Consider the following 20,258-nt stretch of genomic DNA (forward strand, 5'->3'; position numbering starts at 1 on the left):
AAGCCACTAATTCTTAAATATTTTTATAGATAAAACGATTATTATTCTACATACGTTTCTCCTGTTAAAAGGTTTCACTTTTCAAAAGAAATATTTAGATAAGCTGACCAAAAATATACATGGTATATAAAAGAATTATAATCGCTGTAATGACCAATGTTTCAATGATTCCGCTCTTTTTCTTTTGTTTTGTATTTTTAATCCGACTCTTTTTTTATGCTGGGCTCTTGACCTTGCTAAGGACTGTTTGGCTTTACTTGGCACCTGATTTAATGCATTTAGCATATCTGAACGCATTTGACCTGCAGTAGAATAGTTTCCTTGGATGGCGGATAACAAGACTCCTTCCAACTTCTTAAGCTCTCTTTTTTGTTGAATCATGTTTTTTAATTGGTCTAACCCGCCTGTTGTTTTATTAAATCGTTTTGGATAAACCGTATTGAGGATGATCATTGCAACAGAAAACAAATCGTAGCTTGGGTCTGCTTTGCGGCTGCCCATACCCCAATAACCACGGTCAAAAAACTCGGTAAACTCCTTAATCGCTCGCCCCTTCATGGTCGTCCCGCCCACATCAATACAACGAATATGGGGAGGGGGACCTGTCACAATTAAATTTTCTGGCTTTAAATCACCAAATACCCAACCATTTTGGTGAAGTTGCTCTAAATCTGACAGAAGCTGGAGAATTAATACATTTGTCCACTCATAGCCTTTCCGTTGAATATAGGTAAGTAAATCCTGGGCCTTCAATGTATTCCATAACATAAAAAGAGATGTTCCCGGAGCGTCTGACCCAATCATCGACATCAAGCAAAGAAGGCCCAAGGGTTGAACCCTGGACCTTTGCAAAGGATTTTAGCACATTCACCTCTGAGGTGATCGACATACTATTATCACTCATTTTTAATGCCACCAGCTGTCGGTTTGTTGTTCTGGCTAAATAAACAATGCCGTTTGCACCAAACCCTAACTCCTTCTCGATGCTATAGCGATTACGATGCCATTTCCCTTCGATAATAGTTCCAAGGCTAACTCTACACTGACTCTTCAAAGAATGATTCATCATCACGAGATAACAAGCTCCTTAATGATCGTTTTTTCTTAAAGTAGGATAATGCTTCACGAATAGCCGGCCCTGTTGGAGTGATTCCTCCTGGTTGTAAGCTTGGAAAAAATAGTCGTTAGTGATCCTAGATTTGGAGTCCAATCCAGAAGTTTTTCGACATCATTCTTTTTCCAGGGAAATACAAACACAGCAAATCGGTTATCTCCTGAACGAGCATTTAAGCTTAGCTGTAGGTCAAGTAAAGCCTCCTTAACCGTTGGGAGCTTTTGTTTCATACTTGCGCTTGTATCGACAAGGATTAACACTTCCAACTGGGCGGTTTCCCCTAGTTCGTCTACAACTTCCATTACTTCTCCACGTTTTTCTGGCGGTAAATCCTCAACTGACTGTGAGCCACCTAAAATTTGTTGAAGCTCCTTGTTAACTAATCCTTGAAGAGTTTGTGTCATTGCTTTTCTTGTCACCATTTGCACTGTTTGCGAAAGTTGTGTGGCATAAACAACCTGGCTAACGCCGTTTCCAGCCATTGCAATTTCTTCAATTTCCTTCATACCCTTTTCGTCAATCATGTCTTCATCTACTACACCAATAACGTTTATTGTAATCCCTTGTTCATAAGCAAGTGCTGCCATTGCAATCGGGTCTTCGCCTTGATTTGAGCAACCATCCGTGATTAATAATATTTGCCTTAATGTCCCGGCTTTCATTTTTTCCCCTCCAGCATATGATTGCTAACATTTTCGCCTTTAATGCAAGCTTTTATACATAATAGGCTTACTAGGAGGGTAAAATAGCATTTATGCTTTTTTTCGTTGTTTTTGCGTCGGAATTGAGGCCCATTTTGGAGTGTTATGCTTAATTTTCGACACAACAATCGTCATGTCATCGTCAATTGAACCCCCTCTTGAACGAATGACCTCCTCAATAATTAAATCAGCTATTTGTTGGGGATTATCTGTCTGCAGCTCCTGTAGCTTTCTCTTCATCCACAAATCGTAATTTTCCACATGCTTTGGACCCTCAAATACACCATCGCTCATCATGATGAGCAGGTCACCAGCTTTTAATTGCTCACCAACTACATCAACTTCAAAATCTTGAAACATCCCCATCGGTAAATTACTTGCTTGGATTTTCATGATTTTTTTGCCACGTTTAACAAAGCTAGGCGTTGAGCCAATTTTTAGAAATTTTGCGGACGCATTTTGTAAATCAATCATAGCTAAATCAAGAGTTGAGAAGATCTCATCATTCGTTCGCAGCGATAGTACCGAGTTAACAGATTTAATTGCCACCTTCTCTTCGATGCCTGATTGTAGTATTTTTTGTAATAAGGTTAAGGTCTCCATACTTTCAAAATGGGCTCGCTCGCCATTCCCCATTCCATCACTGATGGCAATCGCATATTTCCCTAGTCCCAGTTCAATCGTAGAATAACTGTCTCCTGAGACAAAACCGCCATCCTTTGCTGCATGTGAAATGCCAGTTTCGACGACAAAAGCCTTAGCTGAGCCAAACGTTACATGACAAAAACCATTCGGGAAAGTGGAGCATTCTTCTGAGTTGACGACGATCGTTTCCCCAAGAATATCGGATAACATCGGAGCAATCAGTTTTTCACATTCGCCATGTCCATTGCAATACGGAATGGTCATATCTATATCAACATTTCCCTTTAATAAGCTGTAAATTTCAACCTGCTCAATTTGAATGCCAAATTCCTGAAGGGCATCAAGTATTTGTTCCTCTTGTTTATGATGATTTTCTCGTTCCCTCTGAATCTCTTGCGCAAAGTTTTCCATCACCTCGGAAACTCCTAATAATTGTTCTGCTACTAATCTTCTGCTTTCCTGTACCTGCTTTTTCAATTTTTGATTAGCTTGGAAGTAGGTGAGTTCCTGCCCAATCGAATCGATTACTTTATTGGAGCGCGTACAATGCTTTTCCCACTCGCGCACGATTTTTTGTGAAAGGACTCCATTATTGCGATCCATTTCCTGCATAATTTCACTCATATAGTCATAGGTTGTATTAAAATTCCTTGTCCAGCAATAATCCTTTTTAAAACATGTTTGACATGTTTTTTCGGTTACATTACTTAAAAAGAAATCCACCTCTCGATCGGTATCATCTAACTTTTCGTTATCCTCATTTGCAGTAAAGCTTTTTGATAAGGCTTGAAAAACATTGGAGAACTGCGCAACCTTTGATGCTGTAACATCTCTCATTTTCCGCATATACTGCTGTTGCTCCGCAGCGTATTCTGCTGTTCCAGGAATATGCTTTGCAAGTCTAGCAGTTAGTGCTTTCGGTGTGACGAAAAATAATAAAATCGCGACAGCCGTTTCTAATACAGTCGTGGAGAGATTTCCCCCTCCTTCTCCATACATACCTACTAAGACGGTTGCAATCAATAAACCGATTGAAACTCCTAGCTTTTTCCCTTCCTTCAACAACCCTCCTAACAATCCAGAAAAGGCAAGCAGGCTCATTTGGAAGAAGCTAGATACGTTTGCCAAGCTTAGAATTAGCCCTGTAACGACTCCTACTGTTGAACCAACTGTGGCTCCAGCCACAAAGGAAAATAACAAAACTAGGTACCTTGAAACAATATTTTCGATGGATAAATCGTAAACAACCCAACCAATTGTTCCTGTCATAATCGAGGCCAGCATAATAATCATGCAAACAATTTCTTCTGTTTTTAACGGTTGTTTACGCTTTGTTATCGATAATAAAGGGATGCTTTGTTGGAAAATTAACGTAAGAATACAGCCTAACCCTGCCTCAACCCCCGCCATTATTCCATCATAAATAGTAAGCCGTTGTTCAATAAACAAGACTTGAAGGAGGTTACCCACTAGCAAAGTTGCAAAAACGATGACAGGAACAACCTTTAAATCATTTTGAATCCATTTCCCTATTATTCTATAAATAATAAGAAAGCAGCATGCACTACCAACCGCGAGCACCGCATCGGATATCGATAATGTCAAAGCACCAGCCACTAAGCCAATCAAGGCTAATGGAGCGCGATCTCTTTTCATTAAATAGACAGCTGCAAAGAATGGTAGACTAAATGGAGTAAGTTTAGTTAAAATTAGAGCTCGTCCTAATAAAAATCCTATAAAAAGAAGGATGTAACCCCTTTTAATAAAGAATGCTTCAATTTTTGCTAACATTTTATTTAATCCATGAGAGAATTCGATCTTGGGACTTTTAAAATTCACTTCACCAATAGGTTCAGTAAAATTATGCTCTGCCTTAGCCATTAATCACACTCCCTTACATATTTCTTCTTGCAAACTATTATAATTTGTTATTTTTCAGAAAATTGTCATAATTACTGATTGTATTCCTATTTTTGTTCGACTTATTTCCCTGTCTTTATAAGTCAAAAAGCAATCTCCGACAGATTTCACTACCCATAAACTATCAACGTGTTCCTTCACACGTAGACGAAAAAATTTTATTGACACTTTTTCTTTTCCTATGTATTATATTTTTTGTGCTTAATTTTTTGGCGGTGTAGCTCAGCTGGCTAGAGCGTACGGTTCATACCCGTAAGGTCGGGGGTTCGATCCCCTCCGCCGCTATAACGAAAAGCGGAAACGGCTTGCCCAAAGGCGACAGGCATAAGACGAGCCGGCCGAAAGGTTGCACTTTAACCTTTTGGACGGATTGGCTTATGACCCCGAGCCTTTAGCCGCTGTAGCTGGACAATTCGAAAAGCGGATCTGGTTTTACCATTTCCTTTTTATTACGGCCCCTTGGTCAAGCGGTTAAGACACCGCCCTTTCACGGCGGTAACACGGGTTCGAATCCCGTAGGGGTCATACGAGGAGCTGTTCGAAGGATAACCCTTCGAGCAGCTTTTTTTATTAACAAAACAACAAAAAAGACAAGCCCTAATGACCTGTCTTTGACAACGAAATATATCATTTTGTACAAGTTTTTATTATTAATGAATAAGCAACAAGTTAACCTCTTCTAGCTCCTCTTCCACCACGTTTGGACTCAGTGTGACGCTTTAACGAAGATAAGCGGTCTTCACTATCCTTTAAAAAACGTGCCATTTTTGATTCGAAATTTTCAACCTTGTTATTCCGTTGATCATTTGTTCTACCATGGCGAGGACGCTGAGAGTGAGAATTGGAGTGCGAATGTGATTGTGGTTTTGATTCAACTCTGTCTTTTGCTTTTTTTATGGATAATCCAATTTTGCCATCTTTTTCAACATTAATTACTTTTACTTCTACCATATCGCCAATTTTCAGATGGTCATTTATATCCTTCACATAGTTATCTGCAACCTCACTAATGTGAACAAGGCCAGTTGAACCCTCTGGCAGCTCCACAAACGCCCCAAACTTAGTAATGCCTGTTACCTTCCCCTGTAACTTGCTGCCTACTTCGATTGACATATAAAACATTATCCTCCTTAAAAATATAAAAAATCATACTTACTCTATATTATACTGAAGCAAAAAAAAATGTGTCAATATCCCGACTATTTAGACTCCTTCTGACTTTTCTCATCTGGTATTGAAAAAATAATCTCATTACTATCTGATAGGAAGTAGTCCCGTCGAGCAAGCTTAGAAATATAATCCTTGTCATTGAGCTTAACGATTTCGTCTTTCAGGGCACCTTGATCTTCCCTTAATTGTGATAACTTTTGCTCAAGTTTTTCCTTTTCTTCTTGTTTTTGTTCAATCATTGAGGCTTGCGAAATGAGTGTTGAGATCATAAAGTAAGCTGTTGCAAAGGTAATAATTGCAAAGAAACTCAGTCTTCTAACTAATCGTTTTCTTTTTTTTGCAACGCGGATCTCAGCGATTTCATGTTGTTGTGTTAACTTTGTCTCAAGCTTAGCTACGTTTCTTTTGATGGCACCCACTGTCGCAGACCTCCTTTATTTTATTTTTTTTTCAATCGATTTATGAACTTAATGATGTATTCTATGATTTTTCTCAAGAATCCTGCCATTTTATTATATAACTTCTCGACGGTTTTTTTAATCCCTTTCGGCAAAAGTTTCCAAAAAAATAACAAAATGAACTTGACTGGTTTAAACAACAAAAGTAGAATCCAACCAAGTGCTTTCCCAATAAACTTGAGCAGAGATAATAGTGCCCTCCCGGTATATAAAAGTATTGATAAGATAAAGGCTAAGAGAGCTAAAACTGGCTTATAAACCAATGTTAACACCAGTTTCACAATAAACCTCCAAATGGAGACAACGGCTTTAATGATTAGCTCCAATCCTTTTAAATAGGGATTTTTTAATAGACTTTGATAGGCAGCAAAACCACAAAATAAAGCAATGAAAATGTAAAATCTCATTTCACCTTCATTGACGATAAACAATACATAAAAAATAATAAGACCTTGCAAAACCCAGAATAAGACATCATTAATAAAAACAAACCAATTTTTGCGCGAAGCTCGCTTCAAAAAACGATTATACGTATCAAACGAGGCCCCAAAAAGGAGCCCATGCCAACCATTGTCAGCATGGTAATAAATTGCGTTGATAGTGTCATCGGAACAACTTGCTAAAGAACCCTTTAGCTTTCTCCCGTGCTGTTCGTCTAGATAAATCAGTTCATAGATTTTCCCTTTTATCGAGACAATTCCTTTATCGACATCAAGGTTTTTCATTTGTAAATTTTGCCCTTTTATTGCTAGAAACCCCATCACTGTTTCTAATAAGAACTCTTCATTATCAAAGCTTTCCACTTGCTTAACTCCTGTTATCTCTAGGAGTCGTCTTCCTCTCATGATCACATCATGGTCTGGTATACTCGATTTCGTCGAGTTTTGATCATAATATTGATTCACTTTGATCCCTCACAGTCATAGTGCTGGTTTTTGTACAAGTTTATGAGGAAAGCACAACAAATAGAACAAGCTAAAAAGAAAACAGAGGCATTTATGCCTCTGTTACACGCTCTTCACTAATTATCGTATACATTTCGGCGGCTTCTTCTTTACGAGACGTTTCTTGGATTCGTTCAATTTTAGCGGTAACAATTCTTTGGCCAAATTTAACGGTCAGCACATCGCCTACCTTTACAGTAGAGCTTGATTTTGCCTGTTTTCCATTAATATCGATTCGACCTTGGTCCGATATCTCTTTGGCAATTGTCCGCCGTTTAATGAGTCGTGAAACCTTAAGAAATTTATCTAAGCGCATCATTCATTCTCCCTTCATTATGCACATTATAGGCCGGTTTTCTTTGCTTCATCCCAGTATTGGTCCAATTGGTCAAGAGTGTGCTGTTCAAAATCTCTGCCACTTTCCTTGACTTTTTTTTCAACAAAACGGAAGCGGTCTGTAAATTTTTGATTTGTCGCAAGCAGGGCTTCTTCCGGGTGAATTTTATAAAATCGTGCCAGATTAATGAACGCAAATAACAAGTCACCAAATTCCTTCAATGCATTTTCGCTGTCGTCATCTTTCATCACTTCAGCTTCAAATTCCTGTAATTCTTCTTTTACCTTATCCCAAACAGGAGCCACTTCCTGCCAATCGAAGCCAACCTTAGCCGCTTCCTTCTGCAGCTCATAGGCACGCATCAATGATGGCTGCGCTAAACTAACTTTATCAAGCAGCGATGATTCCTCATCTTGAGTAGCCTTCTCTTGGGATTTGATTTCCTCCCAATTTGTTAACACATCGTCCACATTATTAACTTTAACGCTACCGAAAACGTGCGGGTGTCTGCGGATCATTTTGGAGGTAATGCTACTAATCACTTCATCAATCGAGAAATATCCCTCATCCTCACCAATTTGTGCGTGTAGCATAACTTGAAGCAGAACATCACCTAACTCTTCAATTATATGATCAATATCATCATCATTAATGGCTTCGATTAATTCATAAGCTTCTTCAATTAAGTATTTCTTTAAGCTTTGATGCGTTTGCTTCCGATCCCACGGACAGCCATTAGGGCCTCTAAGCTCAGCAATTACTTCACGAAGCTTGGTGAATTCCTTATAGAGAAGGACTTCTTCTTGTACAGGTGGTATATAGACAGAGGTAAGATTATTCACCTTTACAACCCGGTCTAATTCATACAATAAGACTTCCTCAATCCTTTCATTATCACTACCTGCTGCACTAACAACATAAACGGGATAATCATCTGGAAGACGCTCCATTAGGGTTAATTTTACATTTGAGGCGACATAGGTATCGTAAACCTGACCAATAACCACATGCTGATGAAGATTAATTGCTTCTCGTGTTAACGATGTACCGTCTAATAATTGAAAACCATCAATCGGGTCCACTTTGAGCGCTTGAAAAACTGAATCGATAAAGCTTTGACCTCCGCCAAGCTCGATGTCAATTCCTCTTTCTTTCCTGGCTGATAATAGGATCTGAACGGTTTGTTCAGCCACGATTGGATGTCCGGGTACAGCATAAATAATTGAACCATCTTCGGCATTTTCTAATAGGATATTACTAATCTCTTGATAAACCTGCTCAAAGTGATCGTATTTTTCGTAAATAGAATCAAACGCTACAAATTGTACGCCCTCCTGCTCCAGGTCACCTACCACTGGATGCTCCTTCGTCCTTAAATAGACTGTGCCTGCCTGGAGCATTTTCTTATACACTCCTAGCGGGATTTGATTGATATCCCCAGCCCCTAAACCGAGAATGGTAATTTTCTTTTGCAAATGAATCATCTCCTGCTTTTATTTGGCAGTAACGCCCTTAGCTTGTCACCAAACGGAAGAACAGAAAGCTCCTCCTCCTTAAAAACGCCGCTTCTAAAAACAATAATTAAATATAGACTACCTCCAATTACACAAGCCGACAATGCTTGCAGTGCGGAAAATATTCGACCTTCAGAAAACAGAAAATCGGTAATTCTAATATAAGCTAGTAAACTACTTCCCATAATCAATCCAGCAAGAAAAATTGTTTGGATAAAGTCCTTATGTATTACTGTTGTTCTTATTGTCATCTTTAATTTTATACTTAATAACACCAAAATAAACACGAATGCCACTACAGATGATAGAGCCGCTCCCACTGTTCCCCATTTTAACACCATTGGAATATTCAAAAGGCATTTAATCACAAAGCCAAGAAAGATGAGCACGGCTGGTACGATGCTAATTCCCAAACCTTGAAGAATACTTGAAATTGTAATAATAACCGAAGAAAAAAAGATTAATAAAGCAATAATCGCTAACACATTAGAGCCTGAATTATCCTCAAATAACATAATGTTAGTTGGTTCAATAATACAAATTAGACCAATAGCCCCCCCAAGTCCAACCATAATACTAATTTTCAAGGCAGTTTCAATTTTCGCAATTAACTGCTCTCTATTTTTCTTTACTTTACTGCTTGAAATTAATGGTACTAATGACAGAGACATTGATGTTGCTAATATTGTCCCTAATTGAATAAGAGGCTGACCTCGATCATAAATTCCCTTTAGTTGTTTCGCCGCAAATTCGTCAACTCCAGATGAAACAAGCAGCGTATACAGATTAATCGAATCTGCTAATTGAATAAAAATAAGTAGCATTCCGGAAATACAAATTGCAAACCCTTGAATCGATAAGGTTTTAATAATTTCGATTGCTTCTGTAAACCGTATCGCTAGAATTAGTTTTTTAATTGAAAAATGATTATCCTTTTTCCTTTTTCTGAAAAAGTAAAATAACAGAATCCCCGCTACGATACCACCAGTAATTGACCCAAATGTCGCTCCTCCACCAACCATATAAAGCGAATATCCTTCTCTCATAAAAAGGGCAGAAACTCCGAGTATGGTCAGGACCCTGATTAACTGCTCAGCAACCTGAGATACAGCTGTTGGAAGCATGTCACCTTCCCCTTGGAAATACCCTCTCAATACGGAGGTAAATGGAAGAATGAGAAAAATAATGGATATGACACGAAATAAAACAGCTAAGTTCGGGTCATTCATTTTCAAGGCTAACCAGTCTGAGTTTAGGTACATTAAGCTAAAGCCCAGTAGGCCGACAGTAAATAAAAAAAGAAGGTAATAATAAGTAACTTCTTGGCCTCCATACCTTTTTTCTCCGCATACAGCTTTGAAATAATCACCGGAAATCCATTAGTTGTTAACACAAGCGCTAGACCATAAAATGGGTACACCTGCTGATATATGTAAAAACCAACATCACCAACCATATTTTGAAAAGGAATTCGATACATCGCACTCAAAATTTTTGTCAGGATTGCTCCTATTGTTAGGATAAATACACCCTTTAATAATTCTTTCTGTCCTTGTTCGGGCCTCATCGCCCCATCTCACCTTCCGAAGTAAGTTATTAATTCCCACGTATTATAGCACAGAAAAGCGAAAGCGACTCGCTCAGCCCCAACAAGCATAAGTCGCTTCATGTGAGAAGGCGTTCTTTGCCTTCTTGCATGAAGTGGCTTATGACCTCGAGGGGCTTGCCTCTGCAGCTAGACAATAATCATTCACACAAAAAAGGCAGCAACTAGCCGCCTTTTCAGCAAAAACACTATGATTATGTTATAAAATGCGGTTTAAAACAAAATTCTATTACGATTCCATTTGACGAGCTAAAAAGCTTGAAGCTGTTTCGACAGCCTTTTGTTCAACATCTCCTACTGTACCTTCCTTTGCAACGATAATCACTGCACCAATCGGGTCACCATTGGCAATAATTGGTCCAATCGTATAAGCAGATATCGCCTCATCATTTCCATCAACAATTGACACTGAATCTTGCTGGTTCATCAGAACAGAGTTTCGTTCTTCCATTGTTTTTTCTACTAAATCACTTATGTTTTTATTTAAGTAATCTTTCTTTGAACCTCCTGCAACAGCAATATATGTATCCCTGTCGCAAATTAATACTGGGTGCCCTAGACTATCATATAAGGCTTCTGCGTACTCTTTGGCAAAATCACTTAACTCACTAATTGGAGAGTATTTCTTTAAAATAACTTCCCCATCCCGATCTACAAAGATCTCAAGCGGGTCACCTTCACGAATTCTTAGTGTTCTACGAATTTCCTTTGGAATAACCACACGACCTAAATCATCGATTCGACGAACAATACCAGTTGCTTTCATCCAATGTTGCCTCACTTTCATCTGATGATTTGTTGTTTGGCAATGATTCATGGTGCTTCATTTAGTAAATCATCACCATGTTAGATATATTATCTTTCATCTGGAAAGTTCTATGCATTCTCATCGATTTTTTCTCAAGGAAGATAGTTATTCCAATTATAACAATAAATGGAATGGTTCTTTAAGTGGTTCCTTTATCCTATGAGACAATATTCTTTTTCGTTTCAACTTTAGCTTGATAAATCGCTTCAATGAGTTCAAGAGCCACCGCCATCCATTTTTGACAATCTACACCCTTGACATGAAGAACAAGTTTAAATTTAGTCCCATCCTGACCCATACCGATCATCCGTCCATATTTGTTGCTAATTTGAACGACCTTTTTCATATCAATTCCTTCACTTCCCTTTTCAGAGAAAAGGATAGTGATATCTTGTTTTACCTGCTTTATAAGCTCCACATAAGCTAATTGTGCAAACACCTTTATTTCAGCAATTTTGAATAAATAGGCGACTTCATCTGGATATTCACCAAATCGATCGATCATTTCTTCTTGGAGCTCTTCTAACTCCTCCATCGACGTTAAAGATCGGAAGCGTTTATACATTTCAATTTTTTGATGACCATCAGCAATATAAGCATCTGGAATATAGGCATCGACTTCCACGTCAATTTCAAGAGATACAGGTGCTTGCAAATCAATTTCACCTTTTCTTGCTTCAATTGCTTCTTTTAGCATTTGCGAGTACAGATCAAAACCTACTGAATCAATAAAGCCATGCTGCTCAGCTCCTAGTAGATTACCTGCTCCACGTATTGACAAATCACGCATCGCAATTTTAAAACCAGAGCCTAGCTCAGTGAATTCTTTAATGGCTTGCAAGCGTTTTTCCGCAACCTCCGTCAGAACCTTGTCCTTGCGGTACGTAAAATAGGCATAGGCAACCCTGGTTCGAACGGCCTACCCGACCCCTTAATTGGTACAGTTGTGATAAGCCCATGCGATCAGCATCATAGACTATTAAGGTGTTAACGTTCGGGATATCAACACCCGTTTCAATAATCGTTGTGCTTACTAGCACATCAAATTCACCCTCTAAAAATCCTAGCATTACGGACTCAAGCTCATTTTCGGACATTTGCCCATGTGCACAAATGACTCTTGCATCCGGGACCAGCATTGATATTTCTTCAGCCTTCCGTTCTATGTCCTCAACACGGTTGTATAAAAAATATACCTGTCCGTCTCGGGCCAATTCTCTTTCAATCGCTTCTCTTACAAGACCACCATTATATTCCATAACATATGTTTGAACAGGAAAACGATTTTCCGTGGTGTTTCAATTACTGATAAATCGCGTACACCAAGCATGGACATATGAAGTGTTCTCGGTATCGGGGTTGCCGTTAAGGTCAACACATCAACATTTGTCTTAAGCTGTTTAATTTTTTCCTTATGGGTTACTCCAAAACGCTGTTCCTCATCGATTATTAATAACCCTAAATCTCGATAGGTAATATCCTTTGATAATAAACGATGCGTACCAACGACGATGTCTACTGTACCTGCCTTTAAACCTTTCATTGTCTCTTGCTGTTCCTTACGCGAGCGGAAACGACTTAATAAGCCAATTTTTATTGGGTAATCCTGAAAGCGCTCCCTCATTGTTTCATAGTGTTGCTGTGCAAGAATTGTTGTCGGGACTAAAAATGCTACTTGTTTCCCATCTGCAATTGCCTTAAAGGCTGCTCGAATGGCTACTTCCGTTTTCCCATAGCCCACATCTCCACACAAAAGCCGATCCATTGGTCGCTCTCGTTCCATATCCTTTTTGATTTCACTAATGGAACGAATTTGATCCTCGGTCTCCTGATATGGGAAGGCCATTTCAAATTCACGTTGCATATCTCCATCAGGTGAAAACGCATTCCCTTTCGCTGCTTCCCGTTCCGCATAAAGCTTAATCAAATCATCCGCTATATTTTGAACAGAGGATTCTACCTTTCGCTTAACGCGTTTCCAATCAGTTCCACCCAATTTATAAATTTTTGGCTCTTTTCCTTCAGAACCTACATACTTTTGGACAAGATCAATCTGTTCAACAGGGACATATAATTTATCACTGCCTTGATAACGGACATGAAGATAGTCTTTATGAACACCGTTTATCACGAGTGTTTCAATTCCTAAGTATTTCCCGATTCCGTGATTTACGTGAACGACGTAGTCACCTACTCGAAGCTCAGAATAGCTTTTGATTCGTTCAGCATTAGAAAGCTTCTGGCGGCGCGTTGATTTTTTTGCTGTTTTTTTATTAAATAGCTCTTCTTCCGTAATAACAGCTAACTTTTGGATTGGAAGCTCAAAACCAGTCAGGACATTTCCTTCGGCGATTTGGATTTTCCCTGGTAGCAATGGTTGATCCTTTCCGACAAAAGCTACATCCACTCCATAATCTTCAAGGACACGTTGAAGTTTATTAACCCTTTCTTCATCAGGACCTAAAAATAAAACAGTATATTTACCTTTTGCCCATCGTTCCACTTCTGCCTTCAATACATGCATTTGGCCATGGAAGTTTTGCATTGGCTTACAGGAAACATTAATAATATTTTGTGGATTGGTGTTCGGTACATGCCTTAAAAATAAAGACATATACGTAACGGCGTTTTCTGACTTATGAAGCAAAGGCAATAGCTGATGTGATATTTTTACATCATGTGGGATTTTCCCTTCACCTAATAAACTGGTGTACCATTCTGCTTCTTCCTTTTCCAATGAATCATTCATCTCTTGAACTCTGCTAATTTCATCAACAAAAATAAGGCCGTTTTTTGGTAAATAATCTAGCAAACTATTCTCTTTTTCATATGCAAACGAAATATATTTAAAAATCTGTTCCGGCTTTTGGCCCATCCGCAACTGCTCAAGCTCGTAACCTATTGATTGGGTTAGCAATGTTTTATCTTTTTCTTGCTTGAGTGTCTTTAAGCTTTTGGACAGTGCTGTTTCAACTGACGCGGTTAACTTCTCGAAATGCGCTGATTCAAAAATATATTCTGTCGCTGGGGTAATCGTGACTTCTTTTAGTTTCATTTTTGAACGTTGGTCATCCAATGAAAAAGTTCGAATCGAATCAATCTCTGTATCAAATAGTTCAATTCGAATTGGGTCTGCCTCGGTAAGAGAATAAATATCTAGTATTCCACCACGAACACTAAACTCCCCAGGTGCTGAAACCATTTCAGCCCGTATATATCCCATTCTCACTAATTGTGGTAATAGTTCATTTAATATAATATCCTCGCCGATTTTGATCGAAACTTGATATTTTTCCCATAATCGTTTTGGTGGAATGATTTTCCTAAGCCCTGCAACAGGGACAATGACCACGCCGCTTTTCCCACTAATCCAATGATTCAACGCTTCAATCCGTTGGGCTTTTAGCTCTGGACTGGCAATACTGATTTCAGCGGCAATTAATTCATTGGCAGGGTATAGAAAGACTTCTTTTTCCCCAATTAAATTCACCATATCATCGTATATTTTTTGTGCCTGTAGTAGATTATGTGTCACAATCAGCTGTGACTTTTTTGTTTTTCCAAATACGGATGCCAGAAAAAGTGTTCGAGCAGAACCCGATAAGCCTGCAACTAATTGTTCCTTCAATCCTCCATTTACTCCCGCAATGATCGATTGAACATCCTCTAACCTACTAATGACAGATTTAAGCCCCTCCATATCCGGAACCCCCTCCTCTCAAAAAAGAAAAAATAACAGAAAAACGCTTTGGATTTAGACCCAAAGCTGTTAATGTATCAGAAAATCATATTGGTGATAGTCAGGATTTCTTGTCAGATGTTCCTGGCAATCCTCGCAAATTGCAGCTATATGAATATCACCTTGTTGATCATAAGAAACCATTTCCTGGCGTTCTACATCTGATAGCTTGTGTAAACCTAGTTGCTCACTATGTATAGACATTTGATCGATTGTGCCAATATTCATTCCGCAATGACGGCAGTGGTAATGAATAGCCAAGTATATTCCTCCTCAACAACGTAGATAAAGATATTATTTACTATTTTGAGGAAAGTTATTCGTATGCCTATTGTATGTTAAAGTCTTGCAATCATGTACAATTACGCATTGAATTGATTCATTACCTGTAAAAAAGGAGTGCTGAGCCATTGTTTCGTCGCCGCTCCACACTTTTGGATTACGTCTACCATCATGTCCTGCTCTTCTGGTGTGAATCGACCTAAAACATAGTCTGTCACTTTCATTCCATTCGTTGGTCGGTCAATTCCAACTCGGATCCGATTAAAGCTCTCTGTGCCTAAATGAGCAATGGTCGATTTGATGCCATTATGACCTCCTGCACTCCCTTTTTGACGGAGGCGTATTTTCCCTACAGGTAAGTCTAAATCATCATAAATAACCACTATGTCTTCAGTTTCTATTTGATAGTAATCCATAACCGCACGAATACATTCACCGGATAAATTCATATAAGTAAGTGGCTTTAATAAAATTACTTTTTCACCACCGATATGGGCCATTCCATAAATACCTTTATGTTTTGCTTGATCTAAACCAACATATAAATCATGTGCCAGTTGGTCAATCACTTTAAAACCAATATTATGTCTTGTGTTTTCATATTGTCTTCCTGGGTTCCCAAGGCCAACAATAAGCTTCATGCTTCCTCCCCCTTACTTTACTGTTTCCATCATACTATAAAAGACGTAACCTAAACTAGGTTACGTCTAAATTTATTATTCAGGCGCCTCTGTTTCTCGACCCTCTAAATTATCTGGAAGACCGCCTTCTTGTTGTTCACCAGTACTGATTTCAGATTCCTGTTTAGGCGGAAGAATCGTAACGATAACTTCCTCTTCATCATGATTGATGTTAATCTCATCTGAAATCGGTAGATCGGCAATCGTTAAATTTTCGCCTACCTGTAAATTTGAGATATCAACATGAATTGCCTGCGGAATATGATTAGGTGTTGCCGTAATCGTTAATTCATGGAGCGTCTGTTGCAGGACACCGCCATCCTTAACTCCAGCACACTCCCCATCTAATTGAATCCGTACATTGACTTGCAGTTCGGTTGACATATCTACAGCCAAGAAATCAGCATGAATGATTTCTTTTTTCAACGGATCTGTTTGATAGTCTGTAAGGATGACATTGCGACTTTTTCCGTCAAGCTGTAACGAAATGATTCCATTGCGACCATTGTCACGAATCGTTTTTAACAAATCCCCAATATTGATGGAGACCGACTGATTTGCCAAATTTGGTCCATATATGATCGCTGGAATATCACCACGATCCCGTAAGCTCTTTAGCGCTGAGCCCTGTGTTCCTGTTCGTCCTTTGGCTTGTAAAACTGCACTCATTGACGTTCACCTTCCTAATTTAAATCGTTGGGTACTATATCAAAATGCCCTAAATTAGGAAGAAATAAACCTATTTATATGGAAAGCCTATTCGAACAATACGCTTACTGATTGCTCCTCATGAACACGGATAATTGCATCACCAAGCAATGAAGCGACAGAAAGATTGACGATTTTATCAATCATCTTTTCTTCTGGAAGAGCAATTGAATTTGTAATAACTAATTCTTTAATTTTTGAGTTTTCAATACGGCTAATCGCTGGACCTGATAAAACAGGATGTGTACAGCATGCATAAACCTCTGAAGCTCCATTTTCAACAAGTGCATTTGCTGCTAGTGTAATCGTTCCTGCAGTATCAATGATATCATCAATTAGGATTGCAACTTTTCCTTCGATATTACCGACAATGTTCATAACCTCTGCCACGTTTGGCTTTGGACGACGCTTATCGATAATGGCAATTGGAGCCTTTAAGCGTTCTGCCATTTTACGAGCACGTGTTACCCCGCCATGGTCAGGTGATACGATGACAATATCCTTCTCGTAAGCTTTATTTTTAAAATACTCAGATAGGATTGGAACACCCATTAGGTGGTCGATTGGAATATCAAAGAAACCTTGAATTTGTGGTGCATGCAGATCCAATGTAATAACACGCGTAGCACCAGCAGTTTCAAGCAAGTTAGCAACTAGTTTTGCTGTGATTGGCTCACGCGCACGTGCCTTACGATCTTGGCGTGCATAACCGTAGTACGGAATAACTAGGTTTATCGTTTTAGCTGACGCTCTTTTCAGTGCATCGATTAAGATGAGCAATTCCATTAAATGCTCATTTACAGGTGAGCTTGTTGATTGAATGATGAATACATCACAACCACGAATACTTTCTTCAATGTTTATTTGAATTTCACCATCACTAAAACGAGTAACGGAACATTTCCCAAGTTCTACACCAATGACTTTGGCAATTTCTTCAGCAAGCTCTTTGTTTGAGTTTAAAGTAAATACTTTTAAATTTGGATCTAAATATTGATTCGACATGACGGCCCCTCCAGCTTATTTCTTTTGATTTAATTTTTGTACATAGTTTTCTTTATTCACTTGACGCGCTCGAGCGATTGATAATGCATCCTCTGGAACATCACTTGTAATCGTAGAACCTGCTGCAACGTAAGACCCTTTGCCAATAGTGACAGGTGCTACTAAATTGGAATTACAACCGACAAATACATTGTCTTCAATCTTCGTTAAGAATTTATTTTTTCCATCGTAGTTTACTGTAATTGAGCCACAGCCAATATTAACATCCTTACCAACTTCGGCATCTCCTATGTAACTAAGATGTGATGCTTTACTTCCTTGACCAAAAACAGCTTTTTTAATTTCGACAAAGTTTCCGATTTTTACATCATCATGAATATCAGATGCTGGTCGAATATGGGCAAATGGTCCAATATTTACAGCCCTACCAATACTGCTATCATGTGCAACAGAATGGCGGATTGTTGTTTCATCGCCAATTTGGCAATCCTTTATTTCGCTATTTGGGCCAATAATACAATCTGAACCAATTGTTGTCTTTCCTAAAAGAACCGTACCAGGGTAAATGACTGTATCTTGACCAATCGCAACATCCGAACCAATATATGTAGTTTGCGGGTCAATCAGTGTCACACCATTGCGCATATGTGTTTCATTAATTCTAATTTTCATAATCCGTTCTGCTTCAGAAAGGGCAATTCGATCATTGACGCCCAGCGTCTCTTCGAATTCTGTGGTTTGAAAAGCGGTTACGATTTCACCTTGTTTTTTCAGAATTTCAATGACATCAGGCAAGTAATATTCGCCCTGTACATTATCATTAGAAACTTGTTCAAGTGCTTGAAATAAAGCAAGATTATCAAAGCAATAAGTGCCTGTGTTAATTTCCTTAATGCTCCGCTCTTCTACTGTTGCATCCTTATGTTCAACAATCTTTTCAACAAACCCTTCGTTATTCCGAACAATTCGACCGTAGCCAGTTGGATCCACAGCTTCTGCAGTTAAAACCGTTACTTTTGCATTGGCATCTTGATGCTGCTTGAACAACGCTTCCATCGTTTCAGCCTGAATTAACGGAGTATCTCCGCAGACAACTAACGTGACTCCTGGTTTTCCTGCAAGCATTTCTTTAGCTTGAATAACAGCATGTGCCGTACCAAGCTGACTTTCTTGCAATGCATACTGACTCAAGTTCCCAAGTTGAGCTTTTACTTTTTCCGCACCATGACCAATAATTGTGACCATTTCATCTATATTAAGCTGAGAAACTTGATCAACAACGTGTTGAACCATTGGTTTACCGCAAACAGGATGTAACACTTTATAAAGCTTTGACTTCATTCGTGTTCCTTGACCTGCGGCTAAAATAATCGCATACCGACTAGACATGTATGGCCCTCCAATTTACCTTTTTATCCATTAAGAATATATCTTAAATAGCCGAGTATTTCAAGGAGTGTTCACAAAGTGCAAATATTTGTTAAGTTAGGGAGAATTCAGGAAGGGATAGTAAGCGCTTGCTTTTTTGTAGGGGTATAGAAGAGGAGATGGATTATAATCTTTTAAAAAAAGAGCCATACTTATTAGGTCAGTAAGGCTCTCGTTGTAACCGTTATTTAGGATGCTCCGGCTTCTTCAAATTCAACTTCTAATTCACCTAATCGATGGTATTCCGCTAATACGGCTTCTTGAATTTTGCCACGAGTTCCCGAATTAATTGGATGGGCGATATCACGGAATTCACCATCTGGTGTCCGTTTGCTCGGCATCGCAACAAATAAACCATTGTTTCCGTCTATGACACGAATGTCATGAACAACAAACTCATTGTCTAATGTAATTGATGCGATTGCTCTCATACGACCATCTGTATTAACACGGCGTAATCTAACGTCTGTCACTTCCATCATGTTCACCACCTTTATAATTTTCCAAATGAAAACCACCTAAATTATTCAACAAGTATTTCCATTTTTCCTCCTTAACTATTACTTTTTTTTCAAAAAATTTGCTCAAATTGTGAACAAAAAATGAAACGAAAACCGAAATAAATGTGATGTACATCACTGAAACTTTTTAGAATATGTAGTATGGGTGTTTTTTATATAATTCTATGTTAAAGAACGAAGCTGATATTTGAGCAATCTGTTGATTGGAGCGGAAGGCTTTTTCTTCAAAAAAAAAAAACGCTCGTTATTATTTAACGAGCGCAATCACTTCAATTTCAACTAGTACATCTTTTGGTAGACGAGCCACCTCAACACATGATCGTGCTGGCTTATGTACTGAAAAATATTCACCATATACTTCATTCAGAGCCACAAAATCATTCATGTCCTTAATAAACACCGTTGTTTTAACAACTGTTTCAAAAGACGCACCAGCCTCCTCAAGGACTGCTTGCAGGTTTTTAAATACCTGATGAGTTTGTGCTTGAATGTCTCCCTCAACCAATACCCCTTCTGCAGTTAATGGAATTTGTCCAGAACTATAAAACATATTGTTGACAATGATTCCTTGAGAATATGGACCTATTGCGGCAGGAGCACCGCTTGTTTGAACTACCTTCATTTCAAAAAACCTCCCCAAGATTGATTTCATCTATAGTGAAATGTTAATACCTAGCT

Annotated in this window: 16 protein-coding genes, 2 tRNA genes and 4 pseudogenes; 2 read left to right on the forward strand and 20 right to left on the reverse strand. The window is 38.7% G+C overall.

The genetic code is table 11. From position 1 onward, the window contains the following. Positions 1-94: 94 nt before the first annotated feature. From RGF10_RS00545 to spoIIE, 3 genes and pseudogenes are all read right to left on the reverse strand, one after another. Positions 95-1,069 (reverse strand): annotated as a pseudogene (locus RGF10_RS00545) (serine/threonine protein kinase). Next, positions 1,038-1,776 (reverse strand): annotated as a pseudogene (locus RGF10_RS00550) (VWA domain-containing protein). Before RGF10_RS00550 ends, RGF10_RS00545 begins: the two co-directional pseudogenes overlap by 32 nt. Positions 1,777-1,866: 90 nt before the next feature. Further along, complete coding sequence (spoIIE, locus tag RGF10_RS00555; RefSeq protein WP_318506364.1) at positions 1,867-4,341, reverse strand: stage II sporulation protein E; 2,475 nt, start codon at positions 4,339-4,341, stop codon at positions 1,867-1,869. A 250-nt stretch (positions 4,342-4,591) separates the two neighbouring features. Between spoIIE and RGF10_RS00560 the strand changes: the two genes are divergently transcribed. Beyond that, positions 4,592-4,665 (forward strand) — tRNA-Met (locus RGF10_RS00560). Between the two features lie 168 nt (positions 4,666-4,833). Beyond that, positions 4,834-4,905: transfer RNA gene (locus RGF10_RS00565), tRNA-Glu, on the forward strand. A gap of 144 nt (positions 4,906-5,049) precedes the next feature. Here the strand turns inward: RGF10_RS00565 and RGF10_RS00570 are convergent. The 17 genes and pseudogenes from RGF10_RS00570 to ridA form a co-directional block, all read right to left on the reverse strand. Then, positions 5,050-5,493 carry a S1 domain-containing RNA-binding protein gene (locus RGF10_RS00570; protein ID WP_318506366.1) on the reverse strand — a complete coding sequence of 148 codons (444 nt, stop codon included), beginning with the start codon at positions 5,491-5,493 and terminating at the stop codon, positions 5,050-5,052. 86 nt (positions 5,494-5,579) lie between these two features. Continuing rightward, the gene (locus RGF10_RS00575; RefSeq protein WP_318506368.1) at positions 5,580-5,969 is read right to left on the reverse strand and encodes an FtsB family cell division protein; all 390 of its coding nucleotides are present in this window, start codon (positions 5,967-5,969) and stop codon (positions 5,580-5,582) included. Between the two features lie 20 nt (positions 5,970-5,989). After that, complete coding sequence (gene yabQ, locus RGF10_RS00580) at positions 5,990-6,526, reverse strand: spore cortex biosynthesis protein YabQ (RefSeq protein ID WP_318506370.1); 537 nt, start codon at positions 6,524-6,526, stop codon at positions 5,990-5,992. 85 nt (positions 6,527-6,611) lie between these two features. Continuing rightward, positions 6,612-6,913, reverse strand: a pseudogene (yabP, locus tag RGF10_RS00585) (sporulation protein YabP). Positions 6,914-7,004: 91 nt separating this feature from the next. Beyond that, positions 7,005-7,268: an RNA-binding S4 domain-containing protein gene (locus tag RGF10_RS00590; protein ID WP_318509263.1), complete on the reverse strand. Its 264-nt coding sequence runs from the start codon at positions 7,266-7,268 to the stop codon at positions 7,005-7,007. Positions 7,269-7,294: 26 nt separating this feature from the next. After that, positions 7,295-8,764: a bifunctional methyltransferase/pyrophosphohydrolase YabN gene (mazG, locus tag RGF10_RS00595; RefSeq protein ID WP_318506372.1), complete on the reverse strand. Its 1,470-nt coding sequence runs from the start codon at positions 8,762-8,764 to the stop codon at positions 7,295-7,297. 5 nt (positions 8,765-8,769) lie between these two features. Next, positions 8,770-10,065 (reverse strand): putative polysaccharide biosynthesis protein, encoded by a 1,296-nt coding sequence (locus RGF10_RS00600; RefSeq protein WP_412176661.1) that lies wholly within the window; start codon positions 10,063-10,065, stop codon positions 8,770-8,772. Then, complete coding sequence (locus RGF10_RS00605; protein ID WP_318506374.1) at positions 10,065-10,370, reverse strand: oligosaccharide flippase family protein; 306 nt, start codon at positions 10,368-10,370, stop codon at positions 10,065-10,067. Before RGF10_RS00605 ends, RGF10_RS00600 begins: the two co-directional genes overlap by 1 nt. A gap of 268 nt (positions 10,371-10,638) precedes the next feature. After that, positions 10,639-11,175: a stage V sporulation protein T gene (gene spoVT, locus RGF10_RS00610; protein ID WP_318506376.1), complete on the reverse strand. Its 537-nt coding sequence runs from the start codon at positions 11,173-11,175 to the stop codon at positions 10,639-10,641. Between the two features lie 199 nt (positions 11,176-11,374). Further along, positions 11,375-14,917, reverse strand: a pseudogene (gene mfd / locus RGF10_RS00615) (transcription-repair coupling factor). 69 nt (positions 14,918-14,986) lie between these two features. Beyond that, positions 14,987-15,217: an anti-sigma-F factor Fin gene (locus RGF10_RS00620; protein WP_318506377.1), complete on the reverse strand. Its 231-nt coding sequence runs from the start codon at positions 15,215-15,217 to the stop codon at positions 14,987-14,989. Positions 15,218-15,318: 101 nt separating this feature from the next. Beyond that, entirely contained in the window at positions 15,319-15,879 is a 561-nt protein-coding gene (pth, locus tag RGF10_RS00625; RefSeq protein ID WP_318506380.1) for an aminoacyl-tRNA hydrolase, read from the reverse strand. Positions 15,880-15,954: 75 nt separating this feature from the next. After that, on the reverse strand, positions 15,955-16,587 hold the full coding sequence (locus tag RGF10_RS00630; protein WP_318506382.1) for a 50S ribosomal protein L25/general stress protein Ctc: 633 nt from the start codon (positions 16,585-16,587) through the stop codon (positions 15,955-15,957). An 87-nt stretch (positions 16,588-16,674) separates the two neighbouring features. After that, positions 16,675-17,631 (reverse strand): ribose-phosphate diphosphokinase, encoded by a 957-nt coding sequence (locus RGF10_RS00635; RefSeq protein ID WP_318506384.1) that lies wholly within the window; start codon positions 17,629-17,631, stop codon positions 16,675-16,677. Between the two features lie 15 nt (positions 17,632-17,646). Next, positions 17,647-19,020: a bifunctional UDP-N-acetylglucosamine diphosphorylase/glucosamine-1-phosphate N-acetyltransferase GlmU gene (glmU, locus tag RGF10_RS00640; RefSeq protein ID WP_318506387.1), complete on the reverse strand. Its 1,374-nt coding sequence runs from the start codon at positions 19,018-19,020 to the stop codon at positions 17,647-17,649. A gap of 227 nt (positions 19,021-19,247) precedes the next feature. Beyond that, entirely contained in the window at positions 19,248-19,538 is a 291-nt protein-coding gene (gene spoVG, locus RGF10_RS00645; RefSeq protein WP_003347151.1) for a septation regulator SpoVG, read from the reverse strand. A 289-nt stretch (positions 19,539-19,827) separates the two neighbouring features. Further along, on the reverse strand, positions 19,828-20,202 hold the full coding sequence (gene ridA / locus RGF10_RS00650; RefSeq protein ID WP_318506390.1) for a 2-iminobutanoate/2-iminopropanoate deaminase: 375 nt from the start codon (positions 20,200-20,202) through the stop codon (positions 19,828-19,830). Between the last annotated feature and the right edge of the window lie 56 nt (positions 20,203-20,258).

It is taken from the genome of Bacillus sp. T3, assembly GCF_033449965.1.
GTDB lineage: Bacteria > Bacillota > Bacilli > Bacillales > Cytobacillaceae > Bacillus_BU.